General features: G+C 61.1%; 21 protein-coding genes. 9 read left to right on the top strand and 12 right to left on the bottom strand.

Annotation, left to right across the window (positions count from 1 at the left end; all coding sequences use genetic code 11):
- Positions 1-48: 48 nt before the first annotated feature.
- From pstA to gcvA, 7 genes are all read right to left on the bottom strand, one after another.
- On the bottom strand, positions 49-1,368 hold the full coding sequence (gene pstA, locus ATN84_RS04950) for a phosphate ABC transporter permease PstA (RefSeq protein ID WP_068880360.1): 1,320 nt from the start codon (positions 1,366-1,368) through the stop codon (positions 49-51).
- Positions 1,365-2,831 carry a phosphate ABC transporter permease subunit PstC gene (pstC, locus tag ATN84_RS04955; RefSeq protein WP_068880361.1) on the bottom strand — a complete coding sequence of 489 codons (1,467 nt, stop codon included), beginning with the start codon at positions 2,829-2,831 and terminating at the stop codon, positions 1,365-1,367. Before pstC ends, pstA begins: the two co-directional genes overlap by 4 nt.
- Before the next feature lie 78 nt (positions 2,832-2,909).
- Complete coding sequence (locus ATN84_RS04960; RefSeq protein WP_068880363.1) at positions 2,910-3,956, bottom strand: PstS family phosphate ABC transporter substrate-binding protein; 1,047 nt, start codon at positions 3,954-3,956, stop codon at positions 2,910-2,912.
- Positions 3,957-4,146: 190 nt separating this feature from the next.
- Complete coding sequence (gene guaD / locus ATN84_RS04965; RefSeq protein WP_068880364.1) at positions 4,147-5,448, bottom strand: guanine deaminase; 1,302 nt, start codon at positions 5,446-5,448, stop codon at positions 4,147-4,149.
- Complete coding sequence (locus ATN84_RS04970) at positions 5,445-6,686, bottom strand: urate hydroxylase PuuD (protein ID WP_068880366.1); 1,242 nt, start codon at positions 6,684-6,686, stop codon at positions 5,445-5,447. Before ATN84_RS04970 ends, guaD begins: the two co-directional genes overlap by 4 nt.
- 195 nt (positions 6,687-6,881) lie before the next feature.
- On the bottom strand, positions 6,882-8,057 hold the full coding sequence (locus ATN84_RS04975; RefSeq protein ID WP_068880368.1) for an aminotransferase: 1,176 nt from the start codon (positions 8,055-8,057) through the stop codon (positions 6,882-6,884).
- A 32-nt stretch (positions 8,058-8,089) separates the two neighbouring features.
- On the bottom strand, positions 8,090-9,121 hold the full coding sequence (gene gcvA, locus ATN84_RS04980; protein ID WP_068880369.1) for a transcriptional regulator GcvA: 1,032 nt from the start codon (positions 9,119-9,121) through the stop codon (positions 8,090-8,092).
- A 277-nt stretch (positions 9,122-9,398) separates the two neighbouring features.
- Between gcvA and speB the strand changes: the two genes are divergently transcribed.
- The 6 genes from speB (at position 9,399) to ATN84_RS05015 (ending at position 15,168) form a co-directional block, all read left to right on the top strand.
- A complete protein-coding gene (gene speB, locus ATN84_RS04990; RefSeq protein ID WP_068880373.1) occupies positions 9,399-10,460 on the top strand; it encodes an agmatinase in 1,062 nt (353 codons plus the stop codon).
- A 67-nt stretch (positions 10,461-10,527) separates the two neighbouring features.
- Positions 10,528-11,613, top strand: a complete 1,086-nt coding sequence (locus tag ATN84_RS04995; RefSeq protein WP_068880375.1) for an ABC transporter substrate-binding protein — start codon at positions 10,528-10,530, stop codon at positions 11,611-11,613.
- A gap of 99 nt (positions 11,614-11,712) precedes the next feature.
- Positions 11,713-12,750: an ABC transporter ATP-binding protein gene (locus ATN84_RS05000; protein WP_068880376.1), complete on the top strand. Its 1,038-nt coding sequence runs from the start codon at positions 11,713-11,715 to the stop codon at positions 12,748-12,750.
- Positions 12,747-13,601: an ABC transporter permease gene (locus ATN84_RS05005; protein ID WP_068880378.1), complete on the top strand. Its 855-nt coding sequence runs from the start codon at positions 12,747-12,749 to the stop codon at positions 13,599-13,601. Before ATN84_RS05000 ends, ATN84_RS05005 begins: the two co-directional genes overlap by 4 nt.
- Positions 13,598-14,398: an ABC transporter permease gene (locus ATN84_RS05010; protein ID WP_068880380.1), complete on the top strand. Its 801-nt coding sequence runs from the start codon at positions 13,598-13,600 to the stop codon at positions 14,396-14,398. Before ATN84_RS05005 ends, ATN84_RS05010 begins: the two co-directional genes overlap by 4 nt.
- Positions 14,395-15,168 carry a carbon-nitrogen hydrolase family protein gene (locus ATN84_RS05015; protein ID WP_068880382.1) on the top strand — a complete coding sequence of 258 codons (774 nt, stop codon included), beginning with the start codon at positions 14,395-14,397 and terminating at the stop codon, positions 15,166-15,168. Before ATN84_RS05010 ends, ATN84_RS05015 begins: the two co-directional genes overlap by 4 nt.
- Before the next feature lie 12 nt (positions 15,169-15,180).
- On the opposite strand, the gene ATN84_RS05020 is transcribed toward ATN84_RS05015, so the two are convergent.
- Positions 15,181-15,600, bottom strand: a complete 420-nt coding sequence (locus ATN84_RS05020) for a YbaN family protein (protein WP_068880384.1) — start codon at positions 15,598-15,600, stop codon at positions 15,181-15,183.
- 468 nt (positions 15,601-16,068) lie between these two features.
- On the opposite strand from ATN84_RS05020, the gene ATN84_RS05025 reads away from it, so the two are divergent.
- Positions 16,069-16,425, top strand: a complete 357-nt coding sequence (locus ATN84_RS05025; RefSeq protein WP_068880385.1) for a septal ring lytic transglycosylase RlpA family protein — start codon at positions 16,069-16,071, stop codon at positions 16,423-16,425.
- Between the two features lie 29 nt (positions 16,426-16,454).
- Here the strand turns inward: ATN84_RS05025 and ATN84_RS05030 are convergent, their stop codons facing one another.
- Positions 16,455-17,915, bottom strand: coding sequence for a RimK family protein (locus tag ATN84_RS05030; protein WP_068880387.1), 1,461 nt, complete (start codon positions 17,913-17,915; stop codon positions 16,455-16,457).
- Positions 17,915-19,078, bottom strand: coding sequence for a GNAT family N-acetyltransferase/peptidase C39 family protein (locus ATN84_RS05035; protein WP_082766093.1), 1,164 nt, complete (start codon positions 19,076-19,078; stop codon positions 17,915-17,917). The genes ATN84_RS05030 and ATN84_RS05035 overlap by 1 nt, the downstream gene beginning before the upstream one ends.
- Before the next feature lie 267 nt (positions 19,079-19,345).
- Between ATN84_RS05035 and ATN84_RS05040 the strand changes: the two genes are divergently transcribed.
- Together ATN84_RS05040 and ATN84_RS05045 are read left to right on the top strand one after the other, a co-directional pair.
- Positions 19,346-20,623 carry a polyhydroxyalkanoate depolymerase gene (locus ATN84_RS05040; RefSeq protein ID WP_068880389.1) on the top strand — a complete coding sequence of 426 codons (1,278 nt, stop codon included), beginning with the start codon at positions 19,346-19,348 and terminating at the stop codon, positions 20,621-20,623.
- 274 nt (positions 20,624-20,897) lie between these two features.
- Positions 20,898-21,515, top strand: a complete 618-nt coding sequence (locus ATN84_RS05045; protein ID WP_068880391.1) for a transglutaminase-like cysteine peptidase — start codon at positions 20,898-20,900, stop codon at positions 21,513-21,515.
- Positions 21,516-21,692: 177 nt separating this feature from the next.
- On the opposite strand, the gene ATN84_RS05050 is transcribed toward ATN84_RS05045, so the two are convergent.
- Positions 21,693-23,225, bottom strand: a complete 1,533-nt coding sequence (locus tag ATN84_RS05050; protein WP_068880392.1) for a YifB family Mg chelatase-like AAA ATPase — start codon at positions 23,223-23,225, stop codon at positions 21,693-21,695.
- A 274-nt stretch (positions 23,226-23,499) separates the two neighbouring features.
- Positions 23,500-24,450, bottom strand: coding sequence for a glutathione synthase (gene gshB / locus ATN84_RS05055; RefSeq protein WP_068880394.1), 951 nt, complete (start codon positions 24,448-24,450; stop codon positions 23,500-23,502).
- Positions 24,451-24,511 lie beyond the last annotated feature (61 nt).

The following is a 24,511-nucleotide window of genomic DNA, read 5'->3' on the forward strand; positions in this document are numbered from 1 at the left end:
TTTTTCGAGAGATCTTTCGGTCATCAGATTCATTGTCATGTCTCCCGTTTACCAGCGCCGCTCGAAACGGCGGCGCAGAATGATCGCAGCGATATTCATAACGGCCAGAAACAGAAGCAGCACGATGATAGCGCCTGACGTACGCTCGACAAAGGCGCGTTCTGCCTCATTGGCCCACATGTAGATCTGCACCGGCAGGGCGGTAGCCGGGTCCATCGGCGTCGTGGGGTAGCCGACGACGAAGGCAACCATGCCGATCAGGAGCAGCGGTGCGGTTTCGCCCAGAGCCTGGGCAAGGCCGATGATCGTTCCGGTCAGGATGCCGGGTGCGGCAAGCGGCAGCACATGATGGAAGACCATCTGCGTCTTGGACGCGCCGATGCCGAGCGCTGCAGAGCGGATCGACGGCGGCACGGCGCGCAGCGCGGCGCGGGTTGCGATGATGACGGTCGGCAGCGTCATGAGCGTCAGCACCAATCCGCCGACCAGCGAGGCCGAACGCGGCAAGCCGACCAGATTGATGAACACCGCCAGCCCCAGGAGGCCGAAGACGATGGACGGCACGGCCGCCAGATTGTTGATGTTGACCTCGATGATATCGGTAAGCCGGCTTTTCTTGGCATATTCCTCAAGATAGATCGAGGCGGCGACGCCGATCGGCAGCGACAGTACCAGCACGATCAGCATCATATAGAGCGAACCGACGAGGGCCACGCCGAGGCCTGCGGTTTCCGGACGGCTCGAAGCGCCGTAGGTGAAGAGGCCCGTGTTGAACTTTTGCCGCATCACGCCTTCATCGGCGAGCTCTTTCATCCAGGCGACCTGCCGGTTCGAAACCTTGCGGTTGGCTTCATCGACGTCGAGATTGATCTGACCCTTGAAGGCGGAGTCGATATCGGCGCCGGCAAGGACGGGAATGGTCTGCGTGGTGCCGATCAGCGACGGATTGGCGACGACCATTTCACGAAGCTGATTGCGCACGCCGTCGGAGACGAACTTGCTCAGATCCCGCATCGCCGGCCGGTCCGTGGTGGAAACGCCGAGCTTTTCGGCAAGGGCGTTGCGCACGAGCAGCGGATAGTTGGCCGTCAGCAGCACATTGGGGTTGGTCGCACGCTGGTTGCTGGGATCGATCAGCTTTTCATCCAGCTTCACCGGCAGTTCGATGGTCGTCTGCCAGAAGGCGGTATAGCCATTGGAGATGACCGAGAACAGCAGCGCGAAGAGGAAGAAGATGCCGACGGCGATGGCGGCGACCCCATAGAAGCGGAAGCGGCGTTCCGCTGCATAGCGGCGCTTGATGCCGATATCGCGGCGCACCGGGCGGCCAACGGCCGCGACATTCGAATTGAACGTTGCATCAGTCATTCGTACTGCTCCCGGTACTTGCGCACGATGTAGAGGGCGAAGATGTTCATCGCGAGCGTCAGGAAGAAAAGGGTGATGCCGAGCGCGAAGGCGACCAGCGTCTGCGGCGAGTTGAATTCAAGGTCGCCGGTCAGCTGATTGACGATCTTGACCGTTATGGTGGTCATCGCCTCGAACGGATTGACGGTTAGCCTGGCGGCCACGCCGGCGGCGAGCACGACAATCATCGTCTCACCGATCGCGCGGGAGGCGGTCAGGAGCAGCGCGCCCACGATGCCGGGAAGCGCGGCCGGGAGGATGACGCGCTTGATCGTTTCGGACCGGGTGGCGCCCAGGCCGAGCGAACCATCGCGCATGGCGCGCGGAACGGCGGTGATGATGTCATCGGAAAGCGACGAGACGAACGGGATGAGCATGATGCCCATGACGAGCCCCGCCGTCAGCACGCTCTGGGCCATGATGAAGCCGCCGCCGCCGGAAATCGCAGCGCTCAGATCGCGGAGAAACGGGCCGACGGTGACGAGCGCGAAGAAGCCGTAGACGATGGTGGGAATGCCGGCCAGGATCTCCAGAAGCGGCTTGACCGTGGCCCGGACCTTCGGCGTCGCGTATTCGGCCATGTAGATGGCGGCGAACAAACCGACGGGCACGGCGAAGAGCATTGCGACGAAAGCTATATAGAGCGTGCCGGCCAGAAGCGGAATGAGACCGAACTGCCCCTGCGAACCGCCGGAGCCCGCATCCGCAAAGCGCGGATCCCAGACCGTGCCGAAGAAGAAGTTCCACGGGGAAACGACACTGAAGAAATTGATCGTCTGGAACAGCATTGAGAAGATGATGCCGACCGTGGTCAGGATGGCGATGGTCGACGCAGCGAGCAGGCCCCACAGCACGATCCGCTCGACATTGTTGCGGGCACGGGCACGCGGGTGAATGCCCGACAGGCCGAAGATGACCCCGGCAACGGCGAGAGCGATGGCGAGGCCGGCGCCGATGGTGCGCGCCGTAGCCGCCTGGCTATGCCAGCGCTCGGCAATCGGAACCATATAGTCCTGCCCCTCGGACGCAAGCGCGACGCCCTTGGAGCCGAGAAGGGAGCGCAGATCCGCATAGGATTGCGGGAGGTTCTGCAATTCTTGCGCGTCCAGGCGATCAAGCCCCGTGGCAATACCCCTGACCATGCTGAGCGCGAGGCCACGGCTGGCGACGGCGCTTTCAGCGGTTTGCGCCGGCAGGCTGGCCTGCGCGGAACGCTCGAGATAAATCGACGATCCAGCGGACCACAGGACGATGAAGAGCACCGCCGGCAGAACCGAAACGAGAAACACCCACCAGCCATGATAATAGGCGCGTGAGTGGACTTTCACCTCGCCGGTTTCCCTGGCGCTCGCACGCTGGCGCCCAATGAAGAAGCCAACGATACCTATTCCGAAGACGATAAGCAGAACCAGCAATACGGACATCAGACTTCCCCGGGTGCCGACAATCTCAGTTGTTTGGACACAGGCAGAGACCGCCTGTGTCCAATTGTGCGGCTGACCTTACTTGGCCTGCATGGTCTTGCCTTCGGCGAAGGCGGTGCGCTGAGCTTCACGCTCTGCATCCGGAGCAGGAACGAGGCCGTATTCGGCAAGCGGGCTGTCGGGGCCGACCATCTGGTCGGAAAGGAAGAAATCGACATATTCCTTCAGCCCCGGAATGACGCCGATATGAGCCTTCTTCACATAGAAGAACAGCGGGCGCGAAACCGGATATTCGCCGCTCGAGATGGTCTCGACGGAAGGAACGATATCATTGACGGTGGCGACCTTCAGCTTGTCGGCATTGTTCTCGTAGAAGGAGAGACCGAACACGCCGACGCCGGTCTTGTTCGACGAAATGCGGGCCAGCGTTTCGCTGTAATCGCCGTCGATGTCGACAGCCTTGCCGTCCTTGCGCACCTGGATACAGGCCGAGCCGGCAGCCTTGTCGTCCATGCCGCTCGCCTTGAGGGCTTCAGCCGCACCGGTTTCCTTGCAACCTTCAGCGAGAAGCTTTTCTTCGAAAACTTCGCGCGTGCCGTGCTTTTCGCCAGGAATGTAGGCGGCGATGTCCCAATCAGGCAGGCTTGGATTGACCTGGTTCCACTTGGTGTTCGGATTGTCGACCAGCTTGCCGTCGACGACAACCTTGGCGGCGAGCGCCGAATAGACATCCTTCGGCGTCAGCTTCCAATCCGGACCATTGATGTCCGTGGCGAAGACGATGCCATCATAGCCGATGCGGACTTCCTCGACGTCCTTGACGCCGGCGTCGATGCAGGACTTCAGCTCGCTGTCCTTCATGGCGCGCGAGGAATTGGCGATATCGATGGTGTTTTCACCGACGCCCTTGCAGAATTCCTTGATGCCGGCGCCCGAGCCGCCGGATTCGACGACGGGCGTCTTGAAGTCCGGAAAGGTCTCGCCGAAGGTTTCAGCAACGATCTTGGCGTATGGCAGGACGGTCGAGGAACCTGCCACCTGGATCTGGTCGCGAGCCTCAGCGGCTGATACCGACATGGCGGCGGCAATCGCCAGCGCAGCGGTCGTGTAAATCATCTTGTTCATAGGAGCAGCTCCTGTTGGAATGTATGAGTGACGCCTCCGACGTCGCTAGCCCTCTACGGAATCTATATTACAGTGATATGACAGCAATGTTACAGAACTGTATCAATGCGTCCGGACTTCGGAATTCCCCGGCTTTTTCCCAATAATTTGTGGGTTTTAGCGATTCGGAACTTTTTCGCCGACGCCTTGGTCAAAGTGCCTTCTTCATCGGCTTGCCGGCGACATAAACCTCCGCCACCGCACGATCGTCACCCATCGTCTGGAGCAGGAACAGCTCCTCGGCAAGCGCGCTCGCGGTCTCCATGCGCATGCGCATGGCCGGCGTGGCGCGGCTATCGAGGATGGCAACATCCGCTTCCGTTCCCGGTTCCAGCGTGCCGATCCGGCTCTCGAGCGACAGGGCGCGGGCGTTGCCGAGCGTCATCATGTAGAAGGAATGGAGTGGCGAGAGCCGCTGTCCGCGCAGTTGCAGGATCTTATAGGCCTCGTCCATCGTCTTCAGCATGGAGAAGCTGGTGCCGCCGCCGATATCGGTGGCGACGGCGATGCGGACTCGGTTAGACTTCAGCTTTTCGCGGTCGAACAGACCGCTTCCCAGGAAGAGATTGGATGTCGGGCAGAAGACGGCGACCGAGCCTGTTTCGGCAATGATTTTCACCTCGCGTTCGGAGAGATGAATGCAGTGGCCGAGCAGGGTCTTGCGGCCGAGCAGGCCATAGTGTTCGTAAATGCCGGTATAATCCGGTGCATCGGGATAGAGCGAGCGGGTGAGCGCGATTTCCTCCCGGTTTTCCGATAGGTGCGTCTGGATGTAGCAATCGGGATGCTCGCGCACGAGTGCGGCGCTCATCTCCATCTGCTCCGGCGTCGAGGTGATGGCGAAGCGCGGCGTGATGGCATAGTGAAGCCGGCCCCGGCCTTGCCAGCGGGCAATCAACGCATTTGTGTCGTCATAGCCTGATTGCGGCGTGTCGCAGAGGGCCGGCGGGGCGTTGCGGTCCATCATGACCTTGCCGCCGATCACGCACATATTGCGGTGCCGTGCGGCGCGGAAGAAGGCATCGACGCTCTGCGGATGCACCGAACAATAGGCGGCGACCGTCGTGGTGCCATGGCGCAGGAGCTCGTCCATGAAACGCTCGGCGACGAATTCGGCATGCTGCTCGTCGGCGAATTTCTGCTCCTCGACGAAGGTGTAGGTGTTGAGCCACTCAAGGAGCTGTGCGGCATAAGACGCCACCGCCTGCATCTGCGGAAAATGGATATGCGCGTCGATGAGACCGGGGACAATGAGATGCGGCCGGTGATCGGCAACGGCGACATCAGCGCTGGCAGCCCGCGCGACATCCGCATAGTCGCCCATCGCCATGATGCGGCCGTCCTCGACCAGCAGGGCGCCATCCTCGAAATAGCGGTAAGATGCCGTGTCGGCGATATCGCGCGGCTCGTCGACGAATGTCAGAACCCGTCCACGGATCAGCAATCCGGTCATTTCTTCGTTCCTGCCTGCACTGCCGTTTCATACCAGGCGGCGAGAAGGCTGCGCTCTTCCCCGGTGACGCCGGTTACATTGGCGGGCGGCATGGCATGGGAACGCCCGGCTTGCAAATAGATCTCGCGAGCGTGCGCGGCGATTTCCACATCCGTCTCCAGCATCACGCCTTTCGGCGGCGCAACGATGCCCTCCCAGGAGGGCTCACGCGCATGGCACATGGAGCAGCGGCCGAGCACCGTGTCGCGCACTTCAGGAAAGCGGTCGGACGCCAGGAAAGATTGCTCCAGGGCTGATGCTTTCGCCTCTCCCGATCCCTCCTGGAGCAGCTTCGGTTCGGTGGAAAGCCACATGATGAGGATGAACAGGATCACCGTGACGAGCCAGGTCCATGTCGGGTCGCCTCTGCGGGCATGGCGGGTGTTGAACCAGTGGCGGATGGTGACGCCCATCAGGAAGACCAGCGAAGCAATGATCCAGCTGTAGCGCGTGGCGAAAGCCAGCGGATAATGGTTGGAGAGCATCAGAAAGACGACCGGCAGCGTCAGATAATTGTTGTGGGTCGAGCGCTGCTTGGCCTGCTTGCCGAGCGCGGGATCCGGCGTGCGGCCGGCGATCAGATCGGCCACGACCTTCTTCTGGTTGGGGATGATGATCATGAAGACGTTTGCCGACATGATCGTGGCCGTGAAGGCGCCGAGATGCAGGAAAGCGGCGCGGCCGGTGAAAAGATGCGTATAACCCCAGGCCATGGCGACCAGCACGAAATAGAGCAGCACCATCAACTGCGTGTCGTTGCGGCCAAGCGGCGACTTGCAGATCAGATCATAGACGATCCAGCCGAAGGCGATGGAGGCGAGCGAGATGGCGATCGCCACCGGCGCCGAGACGTCGAGCACCTGCGGGTCGATCAGATAAAGATCGGCGCCGGCATAATAAACGATGCAGAGGAGCGCAAAGCCGGACAGCCAGGTGGCGTAGGATTCCCATTTGAACCAGGTGAGATGCTCCGGCATATGGGCCGGCGCAACCATGTATTTCTGGATATGGTAGAAGCCGCCGCCATGCACCTGCCATTCCTCGCCCTGCACGCCTTCCGGCAGGTTCGGGCGCTTCGTCAGGCCGAGATCGAGCGCTACGAAATAAAAGGAGGAGCCAATCCATGCGATGGCGGTGACGACGTGCAGCCAGCGGGCGGCGAAACTCAGCCAGTCCCACGCAATGGCATATTCATACATGCGGTTCCCCTATAAATGCGCCGGACGCGCCTGTTACAGCGCCGTGCGTCCGTTAGGACGCACAAAGGACGCTGTATATTATTGAATCTACGTTATCCAAGCTTTCCGAAAATCGATTCCGATTTTCGGGCCGATGCTGTAGCCGGAACTATAGAAGAGAATTCCCGATAATGGCCATATGCCTTTTGTGCATGATCAGGAGGAGAGCTGCGCCAGCCGCCCCTCGAGCAGCCGGATCGTCGCGGCATCGGCATTCGCGAAGGCAAAGCGCAGGAAGCGCTCCTGCCCCTCGCCGAAAAAGACGCCCGGCAGGGCCAGCACACCGGCTTCTTTTGCGAGTCTTCCAGCCACTTCCAGGGAAGACTCGCCCTCGAAAGGATGGCGGATGAAGGCGAAATAAGCGCCGATCGCCTCAAGCCGCCAATCGGGAAGGCGACCCATCACATCGTGAAGCGCGTTGGCGCGGGCGGCGATTTCCGCCCGGTTTACCTCGCGCCAGGAGGTGAGCGGCTCGATGGCGCGGGCGACGGCCGCCTGCGGCGCGCGCGGCGCGCATATCTGGAGGTTGTCCATGACCTTCGCCACATTCTCCACCACGGCGGGACCGGCGAGGATGGCGCCCAGCCGGTGGCCCGGAATGCAGAAGGATTTGGAGAAGCTGTAGAGCTGGATCAGCGTGTCCTGCCAGCTGGGTACACCGAGGAGCCCATGCGGCGGCTCACTCGCCGAAGGTAGGAAATCCCGGTAGGTCTCATCGAGGATCAGCCAGGTGCCGTTGGCGCGGCAGAGATCATAGACGGCGCGGAGCATCTCGGGCGGGTAGATGGCGCCGGTCGGATTATTCGGCGTGACCAGCGCCAGCGCCCGCACATCGGGGGTGAGCGCGCCGGCTATCGTCTGCACATCGGAGACGAAGCTCTTCGCCGCGCTGCATTCGACGGTGCGGCTTTTTACGCCCAGCATCGCCAGCGTCGATTCATGGTTGAAATAGAAGGGGTTGGTCATCAGCACCGTGTCACCCGCCCCAGCCACGGCCATGACGGCGGCAATGAATGCCTGGTTGCAGCCGGCGGTGATATGCACATTGGCCGCCTCGACGGGTGCGCTGTAGAGGCTGGCGACATGCCTGGCATAGGCCTGCCGCAGCATCGTTTCGCCCTCGATCGGCCCATAGCCCGCATAGGCCGTGGAAGACGCAGCCTCCCCCAGCCATTGCAGCATATCCGGATGCGGCGGGTAGCCGGGAACCGCCTGCGAAAGATCGATCAGCGGCCCGTGCGCGCCCGAATATTCATTGGCCCAGGCCTGCACCAGGGGGATGGGCGGCGTGGAGAGGTTCGCCACCAGGGGATTGAAAAGCGGAGCAGGCATGTCTGGAAAATCCTTGAGTGTCAGGGAGGAGATCAGGGTTTGATGCGGCGCTTGGCCCGACGGGCAGGCGCCTGTTTGGAAGCGGGACCGCGGGCACTGCCTTTGACAATCGGCTTACCGGCGATCTTGCTATTGCGGCGACGGATGATGCGCCGCGCCGCCGTCTGCGGTTCGGCGATGCTGTCAGCGCCGAGAGACGCGAAAAGCCAGTCGATGAACACCCTGACGATGGGAGCCGCGCGAACCTCGCTGCGGCAGGCGACGTAGAAGGCATCGTTGGCCGGAACCGTGAGATCGAAGGGCACGATCAGCTCGCCCTTGGCGATCAAATCGCTCGCGGTGATCGTATCGCCCAGCGCGACGCCCTGGCCATGCAGCGCTGCCTCGGTCGAAAGACGGGCATCGCTCATGAAATGCTGCGGCCCTCGCGGGAGGCCGGTGGCGTCGGCCGCGGCAAGCCAGGTGTTCCACTCGCGCCCGTCATCGCCATGCAGCATCACATGATCGCGCAGATCGCGCAGGGTGCGCAGCGGCCGGCTATTGAGCAAGGTCGGGCTGACCACGGGAAAGAGCCGGAGATGGCTCCACAGCCGCGCCCAGCAATCGGCCCAGTTGCCGTCGCCATAGAGGATGCAGATATCGACATCCGGCGAGCGCAGATGATCCGCATCGTTGGAGGCAGTCAGCGTCAGGCGGATATCGGGATATTGCTCCGTGAACTGGTTCAACCGCGGAATGAGCCATAAGGAGAGCAGCGCCGGCACGCAGGTCACGCTCAGTTCTCCACTGGTCGAGGGACGCTTCACCATGGCGGTCGCCGCCGCGATTTCGGCAAAGGCGTTGGAGACAGCGGGCAGAAGCAGCGCGCCCTGCGCGGTCAGCTTCAGGCGCTGCGCACCGCGTTCGAACAATTTGACGTCGAGCGTCGCCTCCAGCGCCTTGATCTGATGACTGATCGCGCCGTGGGTGACGCTCAATTCCTGCGCGGCGAGTGAAACCGAGCCATGGCGCGCCGCCGCCTCGAAGGCCCTCAGCGGATTGAGCGGGGGAAGGCGGCTCGACATTGAGAAAACGCGTCCGGAGTGATGTGAGAAAATTTCACATGAAATCCTATAACAATATCAATTGCATTTCAAAGCAATTTGTACCGATAATGCGCCAAAAGACGAGGCTGAAAGCCTGGGGAACAGAACTGGCATCTGCTCGCACGTCCATGCAGCGGGACGATTTTTTGCTTCTCCTGATTTCCGCCTGTCTCGAACATTTTGTTTCAGCCGCATGATCTTATCTGGAAGCCGGCAACCTTTCGGGATCATGCTCTAGTGACGAGGACGGCCGATCATGAACTGGGACGCAAAGAAGCTCGATGCCCTGCGCGCGAAATATGGCGAAAGCCATGGCGGCGAACTTTTCGATCCGGAATTCCGCAAGGTCGCTGACAAGATATTCTCGAAAAGCGGCACAAGGCTCGCGCCCTATGCCGGCGTGCCGACCTTTCTTTCAGCGCCTTATATGCCTGTCGACGCGAACGAACCCGATTTCGGCAATCTGCAGGTGGCTATAACGGGCGTGCCGATGGATTTGGGCGTCACCAACCGCCCCGGCTCGCGCTTCGGCCCCCGCGCAATGCGCACTATTGAGCGTATCGGCCCCTACAATCACGTGCTCGGCACGGCGCCTGTCTTCGACCTGCGGGTGGCCGATATAGGCGATGTGCCCTTCGCCAGCCGCTACCGGCTGGAGCAGAGCCACGCGGATATCGAAAAGCGGCTTGGCCAGATCGTGGCTGCCGGCGTGGTGCCGCTCTCGGTCGGCGGCGATCATTCGATCACCCATCCGATCCTCAAGGCTGTCGGCAGGGATCGGCCAGTCGGCATGATCCATATCGACGCGCATTGCGACACGGGCGGCGCCTTCGACCAGACCAAGTTCCATCATGGCGGGCCGTTCCGCAACGCCGTGCTCGACGGCGTGCTCGACCCGACGCGCACCATCCAGATCGGCATTCGCGGCTCGGCCGAATATCTCTGGGAGTTCTCCTATGAGGCCGGCATGACCGTCATCCATGCCGAAGAGGTGACGGGGCTCGGCATTCCCGCGATCATCGAGAAGGCGCGGGCGATCGTCGGCGACGGGCCGACCTATCTCTCCTTCGATATCGACAGCCTGGACCCTGGCTTCGCCCCCGGCACGGGTACGCCTGAAGTGGGCGGACTGACGACGCGTGAGGTGCTGGAGCTGATCCGAGGCCTCAAGGGCGTCAATCTGGTGGGTGGTGATGTCGTTGAGGTGGCGCCGCAATATGATGCGACGACGAATACGGCCCATGCGGGCGCGCAAATCCTGTTCGAAATCCTCAGCCTGATGGTGTTCAGCCCCTTCATCGCAGGCAAGCGGGATTGATTTTTCACTGATATAATAACAAGCAGATGGGAACAGCCGGCCTCGGCCGGGATAAAGGAGAAGAGAGATGGATGCATTCCAAAACAAGGTGAGCCGGCGCACCGTTCTTGGCGCTGGCGTTGCGGGCGTCGCCACGCTTGCCATGCCGTCGCTGCTGCGCGCGCAGGACAAGTCGCTGAAAATCGGCGTCTATGGCGGCTACTTCAAGGATTCCTTCGACAAGAACATCTTTCCCGATTTCACCAAGGCGACAGGCATCGCGGTGGAATCGGTCGCAGAACCCACGGGCGAGGCATGGCTGGTGCAGCTCGAACAGGCGGCTCGTGCCGGGCAGGCGCCGGCGGATGTCTCGATGATGTCGCAGGTCGCCATGCTCAAGGGGCAGGCGACGGATCTCTGGACGCCGCTCGACATGGCCAAGATCCCCAACGCCTCGAACCTTCTCGACCGTTTCGTCAACAAATATCCGGATGGCCGCGTGGGCGGCATCGGCGCGGTGGCGTGGTATATCACGCTCGTCACCAACACGGATGTCTACAAGGAAGCGCCTGATTCATGGGCCGCGTTCTGGGACAAGGCGAATGAGGACAAGCTGGGCCTCCTCGCCCTCGTCTCCAACTCCTTCCTCCTGGAAGTGACGGCCAAGACCTTCTTCGGCGGCACCGACGCGCTCAGCACCGAGGAAGGGCTCTTGAAAGCCTTCGACAAGCTGGCCGAGGTCAAGCCGAATGTGCGGCTGTGGTATCGCGACGAGGCGCAATTCGAGCAGGCGCTGAAATCCGGCGAAATCCCGATGGGGCAATATTATCACGACGTAACGGGGCTTGCCGCCGCCGACGGCAATCCGGTTCGCTCCACCTTTCCGAAGGAAGGCGGCATCCAGGATTCGGGCTGCTGGGCATTGTCGCGCGCTTCCAAGAAGAGCGAGGAGGCGCATATCTTCATCAACTATATGAGCCAGCCGGCGATCCAGGCGACGCTGTCACGCAAGGTCGGCACCGCGCCCACCGTCAAGCGCGAGTTGCTCGATCTGACCGACGAGGAGTTCGCTGCGGTCTCCTCCGATATCGAGCCGATCATCCCGCGCTACGACCTCTACCAGACCAAATCGGACTGGCTGAACCAGAAGTGGACAGAGCTGATTGCGGGATAATATCTGATAAGATCCACTACCCGCCCTCGTGGTTCGAGGCTCCGCTTCGCACCTCACCATGAGGGTGACAATGACAATTGCGATTAAATCGAGAGACGGATGTCCGGACTGGTTCTGAAAGACATATCCAAGCGGTTCGGAGATTTCACCGCTGTCGACCATGTCGATCTCAGCGTGCCGCACGGCACCTTCGTCTGCATGCTTGGGCCGTCGGGATGCGGGAAGACGACACTCCTGCGCATGATCGCCGGGCTGGACGAGCCAAGCGAAGGCGCCATCCTGCTCGACGACGAGGATATCACGCCCATCCCGACGCACAAGCGCAATCTCGGCATGGTGTTCCAGTCGCTGGCGCTTTTCCCGCATCTCAATGTCGGTGAGAACATTGCCTATCCCCTGCGCATCCGCGGCGTGGCGAAGGAAGAGCAGAAACGACGCGTCGACGAGCTTCTGCAGATGATCCACCTACCGGGCTATGGCGACCGCCCGGTCGCCAAGCTTTCCGGCGGCCAGCGCCAGCGCGTGGCCATCGCCCGCGCGCTGGCGCTTTCGCCCAAACTGTTCCTGCTCGATGAGCCGCTGTCGGCGCTCGACGCCAAGCTGCGCGAGGCGATGCAGGTGGAATTGCGCCAGCTGCAGCAGTCGCTGGGGATTACCACAATCGTCGTCACCCACGACCAGCGCGAGGCGATGACCATGGCCGACACGGTGGTGGTGATGAATGGCGGCGAGATCCGGCAGGCGGCCTCGCCCGTCGAGATCTACCGCAATCCCGCCGACACCTTCGTCGCCGATTTCATCGGCTCGACCAATCTTCTCGAACTTTCCGCCGACAGCGCCCGCCGCGCCACCTTTCGCGGAAAGCCGGTGGCGGGGCTCACCCTTCCCGCCGGCCTTGCCAAGGCATCGGTCTCGATACGGCCGGAGGATGTGCACCTGACCGCGTCCGGAGGGGATGCGATCGACGGCACCATCACGTTCATCCGCGATCTCGGCGGCACGATCGAGACCTTCATCGATATATCGGGACAGAATGTCGTCGCGGTCTCGACGCCGCGGGCGCGGCCCGACGTCACCGTCGGCCAGAAGGTCGGAGTCGTCCTGCCGGCCGAGGCCTGCGTGGTGCTCAAGCAATGAAGCGCGAGCCGCCCCGGACATTGGCCGATTACGGGCCGCTCCTCTTTCCGGCGGCGATGCTGACGGTCTTCTTCGTCGTGCCCTCCGGCACGATGATCGCCGTCAGTTTCTTCCAGCGCCAGCAGGGCGGTTTCTATACGCCGGCATTCGTCTGGAGCAATTACGAGCGTTTCCTCAGCGTTTTCTTCGGCAATGTACTGGGCTTTTCACTGATGCTCGCCATTGCGGTCGCCATATGCTGCGTGGTGCTAGCGCTGCCCTTCACCTATCTGCTCGCCCGGATGAGCCGGCGCGCGCAGGTGCTCTGGCTGGTGGGACTGCTCTCGGTGCTGTCGCTTTCGGAAGTCATCATCGGCTTTGCCTGGTCGACACTCTTCTCGCGCACGGCCGGCATCACCAATCTGCTGGTGGCAATCGGCCTGATGGATAGCCCAAAGGCGCTCTATCCCGGCTTCAGCGCTGTCCTGACGGGCATGGTCTATCAAGCCTTCCCCTATACGGTGCTGGTGCTCTTTCCAGCCCTGGTGCGGCTCGACCCGACATTGACGGAAGCGGCGCGCACGCTCGGCTCCTCGCCACTTCGCGCCTTCTTCAATGTCGTCATTCCCGCGCTGCGCAACACCATCGTCGCAACATTGATCATGGTCTTCATCTTCGCACTCGGCTCCTATCTCCTGCCGCAGATCCTCGGGCGGCCGCAGCACTGGACGCTGTCGGTGCTGATCACCGACCAGGCGATCTACCAGTCGAACATGCCATTCGCGGCGGCGATGGCGGTGTTCCTCGTGCTCGTGACGCTGGCGTTGGTTACGCTGACGCTCTTTCTCGGGCGCAAGGGAGAAGCGGCATGAACCGGCTCCTGCAGCGGCTCTATTTCACATTGATCGGCATCTTCCTCGCCGCGCCGCTCATCGTGGTCGCCGGCGTTTCGGTCAATGAGCGCCAGAGCCTGACCTTTCCGCCGAAGGGCTTCTCGCTCTCCTGGTATGGCGAGATCTTCACCAATCCGGAATGGCGCAACGCGCTTCTCGCATCGGTGACGCTTGCCGCGCTTTCCGCGGCACTTGCCGTCGCCATCGCCTTGCCGCTCGCCTGGTTTTCCTGGCGACGCATCGCGCCATGGACCAATATCTTCCAGGTGCTCGGCATCGCTCCCTTCACCCTTCCGCCTGTCATCACCGCGCTTGGGCTTCTTACCTTCTGGGCGACAACAGGCTTCTATGGCCAGCCTTGGACGGCGGTTATCAGCCACGCGATCTTCTTCGTCACGCTGCCGCTCGTCACATTGTCGCTCGGCTTCTCCTCGATCGACCGCTCGCTGGTGGAAGCCGCCTCGACCATGGGTGCCGACGACCGCACCGTGTTCCTCACCATCATCGTTCCGCTGATCCTACCCTATATCGTTTCGGGCTATGCCTTCGCCTTCGTGCTGTCGCTCAACGAATATATCGTCGCCTATATGACGGTGGGCTTCACGCTCGAAACCCTGCCGATCAAGATCTTCAATGCGCTGCGCTACGGCTACACCCCGACCATGGCGTCGGTGACGGTGCTGTTCGTCGCCGTTTCCGCCGCGATCTTCGGCCTCGTCGCCTGGTTCGGCGATCTGCCGAAGCTGCTCGGCGCGCTGTCCTCCGAAGGCAAATGATGCGCATCGCGCTTTTCCAGATGCAGGCCGTGAGCGGCGATGTCGCGGCCAATCTGAAGAGCATCGCCGATGCAGCAAAGAAGGCCGCGAACGGCGGCGCCAGCCTGCTTGTCGCCCCGGAACTGGCGCTGACCGGCTATGGCGCGGGCGATGTGATCCGCACGCTCGCCGAACCGGCCGATGGCGCGCAGATCGCGCAGCTCGAAGCGATCGCGGCGGCGCATGGCATCGCCATCGTCGCCGGCTTCGCGGAAAGGGACGGCGAGGTCATCTTCAACAGCGCCGCCTATGTGGACGGCAAAGGCGGACACGCGATCTACCGAAAGTCGCATCTCTTCGGCGATTATGAGCGCGCGCTGTTTCAGGCCGCGCCGCCCGCGACCTGCCTCTTCCAGCATGGCGGGCTGAAGATCGGCATGCTGATCTGCTATGACGTGGAATTCCCCGAGAATGTGCGGCGGCTGGCGCTTGCCGGCGCGGATCTGGTGGCCGTGCCGACGGCTCTGCCGGCGGGACCATCCGGAACGTTCATCGCTCAGAAGATGATCCAGGTGCGCGCCTTCGAGAACCAGCTGTTCGTGGCCTATGTGAACCACGCGGGAAAAGACGAGAACTTCACTTTCGCCGGGCTGTCGCGGCTTGCAGCGCCCGATGGCAGCCTGCTCGCGGAAATGGATCACACAGAGGAAGAGCTGCGTTTTGCCGATATCGACCCAGCCGCCCGCACAGCGGCGATGGCCGAGTACAGCTATCTGCGCGATCTCGGCTGACGCGCGTCGCCTTCAATCAGGCCGCGACAGGACGAAAGCGGCGCAAGCCAGCAAGAGCAGCGCAACGCCTGCCGCGAGCGGCCAGCCCGGACGGGCGGCCCACCAGAACAATGCATAGCCGGCGACCATGCCCCCTGAAGCAGCCATCTTGGCCCTTGGGGGGATTGCGCCCTTGTCGCGCCAGCTGCGCAGCACCGGGCCGAAGGTGGGATGGCCGAGCAGCCATGCCTCGAGCCTCGGCGACGACCGGCCGAAGAACCAGGCGGCGAGAATGATAAAGATTGTCGTCGGCATGACGGGCAGGAATGCGCCGATAATGCCGAGCAGCAGCATGAGGAAACCCAGGGCAAGATAGGCCCAGCGCAGCGTGCCGGGCACCCGGCGCTCCGACACCGCCTGTTCCATCTCATCCTTTCCGTTATCCGGTTTCATTCCGGTGCCTGCTCCCTTCGCGGCGTCTCGTTCAGCTCTATAGAGGAAATTCAGGGGTTGGGCGGAAAAAATGCCGATTTTCGGCGCGCCCAAGAATTTCAGAGAAGAACTTGCCGTTCAAATAAACATTCCGTGGCTGGAGCGGCGGGAAGACAGCCCATGGTGGAATCTATTTGAGATCCAAGTATCGCCATCGTCCGGCTTTCCGGCGACAATCCGGTGAAATCATGATTTTGAAAGAAAGTTTATCTACGCACTATGTATTGTATAAGTAGTATATTTGAATAGTTGCGGATCTATATTTTCCGTTTTCCTTAAAACGGGAAAATTCTCCGCTAGAATCACAATTATGAATCACAGTGTAATTTCGCGTGAAACCATTTCTCGCCACATTTCCACTGCAGCAAATCTTTGCTTCCAAAGGGGTCCTACTTCCGGAAGCATTTCGAAACAGCAAGCGAAGACGAGATGAGCTTCACGATACGTATGGCATTTCTGGCCGCGACGGCGGCCAGCATTCTTTCTGCAACCGCCATCGAGGCTTCGGCGCAATGCGGGCGGGCTTCCTGGTATGCGCTCACCTCGCGCACGGCCTCGGGCGAACGGATGAACCCCGCCGCGATGACGGCCGCGCACCGCACACTGCCGCTCGGCAGCAAGGTGCGGGTGACCAATCAGAAAAACGGCAAGTCACTCGTCGTGCGCATCAATGATCGAGGGCCTTTCATCAAGGGGCGCATTCTCGATCTTTCGAAGGGGGCCGCGCAGCGGCTCGGCTTTATCAGCGCCGGACATGCGAAGGTCTGCTTCGATCGGCTGGGCTGAGGCGGAACCCTCTCTTCAGCCGTAGCGCGCTATTTCGCCCGTTCCAGGCGGTCGATGAACCAGCGGGTCAGGTTCAGCCAGACCTCATCCTTCTCCGCCGCATCCTCGATGCCGTGCTCGAGATTGGGATTGTCGTTCACCTCGATGACGACGACGCCATCCTCTGTTTCCTTGAGATCGACGCCGTAGAGCCCGTTGCCGATGCAGCGGGCCGCCCTGAGCCCCGTCTCAATGACGAGCGGCGGCGCATCGTCCAGCGCGACGGACCGGAAGCCGCCTTCCAGCGGCTTGCCGCCGGTGTCATGCTTGACGATCTGCCAATGATGCTTCGCCATCAGATACTGGCATGCGAAAAGCGGCTTTCCGTCGAGCACGCCGACCCGCCAGTCGAATTTGGTGGGCATGTATTTCTGCGCGATCAGGAGATCGCTGTCGGCAAGCCATTCGGTGGCGAGCGCCTTCAGCTCCCCGCAGGAACCGACCTTCTTGACCCCGCGCGAGAAGGAGGAGTCCGGTATCTTGATGACCATGGGAAAGCCGAGGAGATCGGCGGCGCGCGTCAGGTCCTCGGCGCTTGCGATCATCACCGTCGGCGGCACGGGAACCCCGTTGCCCTGCATCAATTCATTCAGATAGACCTTGTTTGTGCAGCGGATCATCGAAACCGGATCGTCGATGACGGGCATTCCCTCCTGCTGAGCACGGCGGGCGAAGCGGTAGGTATGATTTGAGATCGAGGTCGTCTCGCGGATGAACAGCGCATCGTAATTGGCAAGGCGCGGCAGATCCTTCCTGCCGATCGGCTCGACATCGACGCCGAGGCGGCTCGCGATGCGCGCCCAGTGCTTGAGCGATGAAACCGTGGAGGGAGGCATCGCCTCATGCGGATCGCACAGGGTGGCGAATGAATAGCGCGCCGGCGTCTTCTGCTTGGCGGCGCGCCATTCGCGCTGCGTATAGCGTTCAAGCGCATGGTTGAAATGCGCTTTCTCTTCCTCATCGAGTTTCGCGAGATTGGCGAAGCCGATCTTCTGTATTTTCGCCCATTCGCCTGGTTTGACCGAAACTTCTAGGGCGGGCGCGCGGAACCAGTCGAAGAGGAGCCGGGCGAAGCGTTCCAGATGATGGGCCGGCGCATAGCCGAAATAGACGCGGATGGTAGTGGGCGCATGCTCGGGATGCTGGCCCAGCGCCTTGTTCAGCGCATCCTCCAGTTCGGGGATGGCGTTCTCGTAGAGCCGCCGCTCCGAAAGATCGATCATCGTCTCGACCGAGGGAATGACGCGATGGCCCCGCGCCTCGGCAAGCAGCGAGGCATAATAGCCGCGGCTTTGATAGGCATAGGAACGCGACAGATTGATGATCCGAGGGCGCTGGCCGTTGAAGAGAGCGGGATGCGAGAGATAATCGCGATTGGTCATGACCTTGTGACGGGTCGCGCCATTGTCGATATCGGACAGCCGCCCGACGAGAATGACACAGATAGGCATCAATCGGTCCTTTTCTCAACTCTTTTTGAGCTGGACGATCCCGAAAAGTCCGCAGCTTTATCGGGATCAAGCTCCAGAAAAACCGCAGCGCGCAGGCTGCTTGTGCCGAACCGCGCCATGCGATCGAAAATGTCATAGGGGACGGGAACATTGGCAGCGTCGGCAACCGTCTCGCCAATGTCGCCCTCCACCCAAGGATCATGGATCATGATGTGGCGCCCGTCATCGCCATGAGCGAGAATCCAGTGGGGCACCTTCTTGCCGAACATGTGATAACCGCTGACGAGAACGATGGCGCAGGCGCCGCGCCGCAGGGCCGAGCGGATGTCCTTCATGGTGAAGCCGCGATGACGCACGCCGATGCCATAGGCTTTCGCACGGCGGCGGAAATCCGTCTGGGCGAGCTCCATCACCATCCGCTTCTCCGGGTCGCGCACCGACTGCAGGAACAGGATCTCGTCGGTCGAAACGATGATGGAGGATTTCAGACCATGCTCGCGGGCGGCAACGGCAAGGCCGAAGGGCTCGCAGCCGCCAGGACCAGACTGCATGAACACCGTCGTCGCCTCGCGCCACAGGCGGATCTCCAGCACCGGATCGAGCCGAACCTCAGGCAGACGGCAGGCAAGCGCCATCATCAGGCAGGCCGCACCGCAGGTGAAATCCGTCGTCTGCTCGTAATAGGGAACGCTGGTGGAGAGCGGCGCGCCGCCGCGCAGCGTCTTTTCGAAGCGCAGCGCGTCGGAATGATCGGCGTAATAATCGAGACAACGCCCGACCGGGCGATAACCATGGCGCTTGTAAAGCGCGATCGCCCGTTGATTGTCCTCCCGCACCTCGAGACGCAGGAGCAGCCGGTCATGATCGAACGCCGCCTGCTCGGCGGCATTGAGCAGGAGGGTGCCGACGCCGCGCGATTTCGCATCCGGATCGACGGCGATCGAATAGAGCCGCGCCAGCGCCGTGCCCTTGCGGAACAGGATCATGGCGTAGCCGACGATGGCGCCGCGTTCCTCGGCAATAATGGTTTCCGCCGTCGGCCGGGCGATCAATGCGCGGAAGGAGCGCCGCGAGATACGGTCCGCATCGAAACAACGCTCCTCTATGCGCAAAAGCGCCTCGATATCGTCGGGTGTGGCCTTGCGCGTTGCAGCGCCTGTCATTTCCTGGCCTTTGGAACGGAACGCGGGATACGGTTATGGCTGGCGAAACAGTGGCTGACCCAGTGCTAGCCGGACAGGCAAGCATCAGGAGATTGGCGGGATTGTGGCAGGGCCGAAAACGTGGATTGGTGCGTAGCAGCAAAACCGCTCAAGAATGTGTGCATTGCAATATCCTCGGATTGCACTATGTTCAGAATAAAGGAATGCTGTTTCAGTATATAGGTTTTCCGGTATCTCTTTTTTACGCGCTTCTCTGAGGTTTGGAAAATGTATTATCAGCTTTACGAACTCAATCATGCGGCGCTTCAGCCCTACCGGGCCCTTGCGGATGCCACCAGGCTGTTCTTCGAAAATCCGCTGAACCCGATGTCGCAGAGTTCCTATGGCCGCTCGATGGCGGCGCTGATGGAGCTTTTCGAGCGCACCACAAGGCGCTACGACAAGCCGGCGTTCAATCTTCCCGCAACCACGGTCGACGGCAAAAGGACCGCGGTGACGGAGGAGATCGCCTGGCAGAAGCCGTTCTGCAATCTTCTCCATTTCAAGCGCGATCTGCCGACGGACCGCGCAGCCGACCCGAAGATCCTGCTTGTCGCGCCCTTGTCCGGCCATTATGCGACGCTGCTGCGCGGGACCGTCGAGACCCTGCTGCCGCATGCGGAAATCTACATCACGGACTGGATCGACGCGCGCATGGTGCCGTTGAGCGAAGGCCGTTTCGATCTCGACGACTATATCGACTATGTAATCGAAATGTTCCACGCCATCGGCGAGAACACTCATGTCATCGCCGTCTGTCAGCCTTCCGTTCCGGTGCTGGCCGCTGTGGCGGTGATGGAGAAGGCCGGCGACCGGTTCGCGCCTTCCTCGATGACGCTGATGGGCGGGCCGATCGACACACGCATCAATCCGACCGCCGTCAACAAGATGGCGGAGGAAAAGGATATCGGCTGGTTCCGCGACAATGTGATCATGCCTGTCCCATGGCCGCATCCCGGCGTCATGCGGCCGGTCTATCCCGGTTTTTTGCAATTGTCGGGCTTCATGAGCATGAATCTCGACCGGCACATCGCCGCGCACAAGGACTTCTTTTTTCATTTGGTGAAAGAGGACGGGGACTCCGCCGAGAAGCACCGCGACTTTTATGACGAATATCTGGCGGTGATGGATATGACGGCGGAATTCTACCTGCAGACCGTGGAGACGGTCTTCATCCGCCATGATCTGCCGCAGAATAAAATGAAGCATCGCGGCAACACCGTCGACCTTTCTGCAATCCGCAATGCCGCTCTTCTGACGGTCGAAGGCGAGAATGACGACATTTCCGGCGTCGGCCAGACGGAAGCGGCACAAAAGCTCTGCGTCAATATCCCGAACGAGAAGCGGATGCATTATATACAACCCAAGGTCGGCCATTACGGCGTGTTCAACGGCTCGCGGTTCCGCAACGAGATCGCGCCGCGCATCCTCAACTTCGTCCATGCAAACGACAAATCGGCGCAAAATCAGGCGGCATCGCCGCGAAAGCGTGCGCGCAAACGCTGAAGCCCCTCCGATCTGCGGCTGCGCAGATCTCTACTTATGCGCGATAAGGCCTTCACCATCCCTGCGGCGCCGGCTCCATCCCCGCGTGATTGCAGTCATCCAACCATGGCCAGAATCCATTTTGTGCTTGCCCTAAGGTTGTGCTTTCACGATAGTCTCGCGTGGTAACCATAAGCCGAATTGAGCAATTCGGTGATGGTATTATGAATTGACTCTCCTCCATTTCAGCCTTTAACGTTTTGTTAACGATAAGAGGTGCGGCGGAGTGTTGCGTATGTTCAGGGGCGTATGGTCTTGCGGGGCGGTTGGGGCTGCAATCTTTCTCAGCACGCTTATTTCTGGCTCTTCCGGCGCATCGGCGGCGTCCGACGATTTCATGCGCATCGGCGGCTTGAGCTCACAGCCGATCGGCCATTATGAGTTCTGCAAGCGCCTGCCGCAGGAATGCACCATCCGCAACCGGGATACCACGCCGCTGAAGCTGACGCGTGACATGTGGCAGCATCTCATCGCCGTCAATGCCTCCGTCAACGAGCGCATCCAGCCGCTGACTGACAAGGAAATCTACGGCAAGGAAGAATATTGGGATTATCCGAAGCTCTTCGGCGACTGCGAGGATTACGTGCTGCAGAAGCGCCGTGAGCTCAACCGATCCGGTATTTCGCTCGCCAATCTGCTGATCACGGTGGTCCGCAAGCGCGACGGCGAGGGCCATGCGGTCTTGACCGTGCGCACCGATGGCGGCGATTTCGTCCTCGACAACCTGACCGACGAGGTGAAGAACTGGCAGCAGACCAACTATACCTATCTGAAGCGCCAGGCGGTCAACTACACCGGTCGCTGGGTCAGCATCGAGGCGCCGAGCAATCTGCTGGTCGGCTCGGTTCAGTAGTTAAGGGAATAAGGGAATAAGGGAATAAGGGAATAAGGGAATAAGGGAATAAGGGAATAAGGGAGCATGCCTTCCTTCCTGTTCACCGCAAGCGCTTTTTTTCCCGGCCAGGATATTGTGGGGCATGAAACAATGGGCAGCGAAATAGGATGCCCTATTCGCCTATGTTCCCGTCCCTCACGCCGCCGACATGATTCTTTCCCCGCTCATGCGGTAGGAAATCGCTTCGGCCAAATGCAGCCGGCCGACCTTTTCCACACCTTCGAGATCGGCAAGCGTGCGCGCCACCTTGAGAATACGGTGATAGGCGCGGGCGGAGAATTTCATCTGCTCGCTCGCATCGCGCAGAAGCGCCACGCCGCCGGCATCCAGGACGGCGATCTCCTCGATCAGCGCAGCGGAGCAATGCGCATTGGTCGAAACATTGGAGAGGCCCAACGCCTCATAGCGGCGTTTCTGGATCGCCCGCGCCCGAGCCACCCTTTCCGCCACCACCTTGCTCGATTCGGCCTGCGACGGGCGGATCAAATCGGCGGCCGAGACGGCGGGCACCTCGATGCGCAGATCGATACGGTCGAGCAGAGGGCCTGATATCCTGGCCTGATAATCCACCTGGCAGCGCGGCCCGCGGGCGCAGCGGTGGCCCGGCTCGCCGGCCATGCCGCAACGGCACGGGTTCATGGCCGCGACGAGCTGTATCTGCGCGGGATAGCTGACGCGGTGGTTGGCGCGAGCGATCATGCATTCGCCGGTTTCCAGCGGCTGGCGCAGCGAATCGAGCACCTGCGGTGTAAATTCTGGGAATTCATCGAGGAAGAGCACGCCATTATGGGCGAGCGACACCTCGCCCGGCTTCGCCCTGATGCCGCCGCCGACCATCGCCGCCATGGAAGCGGAGTGATGCGGCGCGCGGAAGGGCCTGCGGTCGGAGAGCTTGCCGCCGGCGAGTTCGCCGGCAATGGAGGCGATCATCGAGACATCGAGCAATTCGCGCGGCGAAAGCGGCGGCAGGATGGACGGCAAACGCTGCGCCAGCATCGATTTGCCCGAGCCCGGCGGCCCGACGAGCAGCAGATTGTGATTGCCCGCCGCGGCCACCTCAAGTGCGCGCTTCGCCGTCTCCTGGCCCTTGATATCGGCAAGATCGGGCAGATCGTCCGCCCTCGGGCGCATTACCGGCTCGGGCCGCGACAGAACCTGCGTGCCGCGAAAATGATTAGCGAGTGCGATCAGGCTGCGCGGCGCCAGAATATCGATCTCGCTGCCGGCCCAGGCGGCCTCCGGTCCGCAGGCGTGCGGACAGATCAGCCCCTTGTCCTGACGGTTGGCGCCGATTGCGGCTGGGAGCACGCCGGCAACGGCGCTGATCGTGCCGTCGAGCGAGAGCTCCCCCAGAACCACATAGGATTGCAGGGCATCGCCGGGAAGCGCGCCGAGCGCCGCCATCAGGCCGACGGCGATCGGCAAATCGTAATGGGAACCTTCCTTCGGCAGATCGGCAGGGGCGAGATTGACCGTCACCTTCTTGGGCGGCATCGACAGGCCTGAGGCATGGAGCGCGGCCTGCACCCGCTCGCGGCTTTCGGCCACCGCCTTGTCGGGCAGGCCGACGATCGACATGCCCATCTTGCCCGGCGCGATCATCACCTGCACGTCGACGCGAACCGCTTCGACCCCCTGAAACGCTACGGTGCTGACCCGCGATACCATGCCGCTGCCCCCAAACTCGCCTTTCCGCTGCCCATACGGAAAGCCTCACGCCCCTGATCTTGCAAGATAAGCATGGATCGGCGCGAGCTGCAAGAACATTTAGGGAACAATAACAACTTATCGCATATTTAATAAGTGTATCGAGTTGTATCGTCAGAACAAAATGAGATTTTTCAGTAAATTTGAACGCTCTTATATTCTTATTTTCTTAATAAATAAAAGCAGCTCCCACTAAATAAGGAGCTGCTTGAGCGACGATGTAAGAAAAGGGCCTCTATCCCGCCTTCCGGCGTTTGGCTTCGACCGCATCCCAGAAAAGCGCCGCCACATCGGCTCCACCGAAACGCTTGATCTCGCGAATGCCGGTCGGCGAGGTCACGTTGATCTCGGTCATATAATCGCCGATGACATCGATGCCGACGAGGATGAAGCCCCGTTCCCTCAACGATGGGCCGATGCGGGTGCAGATTTCGTACTCGCGTTCCGTCAATTGCGATGCCTCGGCCCTGCCGCCGACATGCATGTTGGAGCGCGCATCCGTTTCTGAGGGAACGCGATTGATGGCGCCGACCGGCTCGCCGTCGATCAGGATGATGCGCTTGTCGCCGGCGCGCACATCCTTCAAATAGCGCTGGGCGATGAACGGCTCGCGGTACATCTGCGCAAACATCTCAAGCAGCGAGGCAAGGTTGCGGTCGGCATTGGCCAGATGGAAAACGCCGGCGCCGCCATTGCCATAGAGCGGCTTGACGATGATATCGCCGAATTCGCGACGGAAATCCGCCACCTCCTGCGGATCCTTGGTGATCAGCGTTTCCGGCATCAGGTCCGGAAATTCGGTGACGAAGATCTTTTCCGGGCTGTTGCGCACCCAGGCGGGGTCGTTGACCACCAGCGTCTTCGGATGGATACGCTCCAGAAGATGCGTGGTGGTGATGTAATTCATGTCGAAGGGCGGATCCTGGCGAAGCAGCACCACGTCCATTTCGGAAAGATCGCGGCGCTCGGGCTTGCCGAGCGTGAAATGATCGCCTTCGACGTCGCGCACCTCCAGATGCTCGATGGCGGCGGAGACGATGCCGTCGCGCATGGAAAGACGGTCCGGCGTATAATGATAAAGCGTGTGGCCGCGCCTTGCCGCCTCCAGGCAGAGCGCGAAGGTGGTGTCGCCTGCGATCCGGATGGAACGGATATGGTCCATCTGGACCGCAATTTTCATAGACATGATAACCCTCAGCGATTCGCTATGGTCGAAACAGGGCGCCAAACTGTCATGGACGGAACCG

The organism is Paramesorhizobium deserti, from assembly GCF_001558695.1.
Taxonomy (GTDB): Bacteria; Pseudomonadota; Alphaproteobacteria; order Rhizobiales; family Rhizobiaceae; genus Paramesorhizobium; species Paramesorhizobium deserti.

What these genes read in the sequence shown, in the direction of transcription:
- pstA (WP_068880360.1), bottom strand. Translation starts at nt 1,368, where the DNA reads ATGACTGATGCAACGTTCAATTCGAATGTCGCGGCCGTTGGCCGCCCG.
- pstC (WP_068880361.1), bottom strand. Translation starts at nt 2,831, where the DNA reads ATGTCCGTATTGCTGGTTCTGCTTATCGTCTTCGGAATAGGTATCGTT.
- ATN84_RS04960 (WP_068880363.1), bottom strand. Translation starts at nt 3,956, where the DNA reads ATGAACAAGATGATTTACACGACCGCTGCGCTGGCGATTGCCGCCGCC.
- guaD (WP_068880364.1), bottom strand. Translation starts at nt 5,448, where the DNA reads ATGACCGGATTGCTGATCCGTGGACGGGTTCTGACATTCGTCGACGAG.
- ATN84_RS04970 (WP_068880366.1), bottom strand. Translation starts at nt 6,686, where the DNA reads ATGTATGAATATGCCATTGCGTGGGACTGGCTGAGTTTCGCCGCCCGC.
- ATN84_RS04975 (WP_068880368.1), bottom strand. Translation starts at nt 8,057, where the DNA reads ATGCCTGCTCCGCTTTTCAATCCCCTGGTGGCGAACCTCTCCACGCCG.
- gcvA (WP_068880369.1), bottom strand. Translation starts at nt 9,121, where the DNA reads ATGTCGAGCCGCCTTCCCCCGCTCAATCCGCTGAGGGCCTTCGAGGCG.
- speB (WP_068880373.1), top strand. Translation starts at nt 9,399, where the DNA reads ATGAACTGGGACGCAAAGAAGCTCGATGCCCTGCGCGCGAAATATGGC.
- ATN84_RS04995 (WP_068880375.1), top strand. Translation starts at nt 10,528, where the DNA reads ATGGATGCATTCCAAAACAAGGTGAGCCGGCGCACCGTTCTTGGCGCT.
- ATN84_RS05000 (WP_068880376.1), top strand. Translation starts at nt 11,713, where the DNA reads ATGTCCGGACTGGTTCTGAAAGACATATCCAAGCGGTTCGGAGATTTC.
- ATN84_RS05005 (WP_068880378.1), top strand. Translation starts at nt 12,747, where the DNA reads ATGAAGCGCGAGCCGCCCCGGACATTGGCCGATTACGGGCCGCTCCTC.
- ATN84_RS05010 (WP_068880380.1), top strand. Translation starts at nt 13,598, where the DNA reads ATGAACCGGCTCCTGCAGCGGCTCTATTTCACATTGATCGGCATCTTC.
- ATN84_RS05015 (WP_068880382.1), top strand. Translation starts at nt 14,395, where the DNA reads ATGATGCGCATCGCGCTTTTCCAGATGCAGGCCGTGAGCGGCGATGTC.
- ATN84_RS05020 (WP_068880384.1), bottom strand. Translation starts at nt 15,600, where the DNA reads ATGAAACCGGATAACGGAAAGGATGAGATGGAACAGGCGGTGTCGGAG.
- ATN84_RS05025 (WP_068880385.1), top strand. Translation starts at nt 16,069, where the DNA reads ATGAGCTTCACGATACGTATGGCATTTCTGGCCGCGACGGCGGCCAGC.
- ATN84_RS05030 (WP_068880387.1), bottom strand. Translation starts at nt 17,915, where the DNA reads ATGCCTATCTGTGTCATTCTCGTCGGGCGGCTGTCCGATATCGACAAT.
- ATN84_RS05035 (WP_082766093.1), bottom strand. Translation starts at nt 19,078, where the DNA reads ATGACAGGCGCTGCAACGCGCAAGGCCACACCCGACGATATCGAGGCG.
- ATN84_RS05040 (WP_068880389.1), top strand. Translation starts at nt 19,346, where the DNA reads ATGTATTATCAGCTTTACGAACTCAATCATGCGGCGCTTCAGCCCTAC.
- ATN84_RS05045 (WP_068880391.1), top strand. Translation starts at nt 20,898, where the DNA reads ATGTTCAGGGGCGTATGGTCTTGCGGGGCGGTTGGGGCTGCAATCTTT.
- ATN84_RS05050 (WP_068880392.1), bottom strand. Translation starts at nt 23,225, where the DNA reads ATGGTATCGCGGGTCAGCACCGTAGCGTTTCAGGGGGTCGAAGCGGTT.
- gshB (WP_068880394.1), bottom strand. Translation starts at nt 24,450, where the DNA reads ATGTCTATGAAAATTGCGGTCCAGATGGACCATATCCGTTCCATCCGG.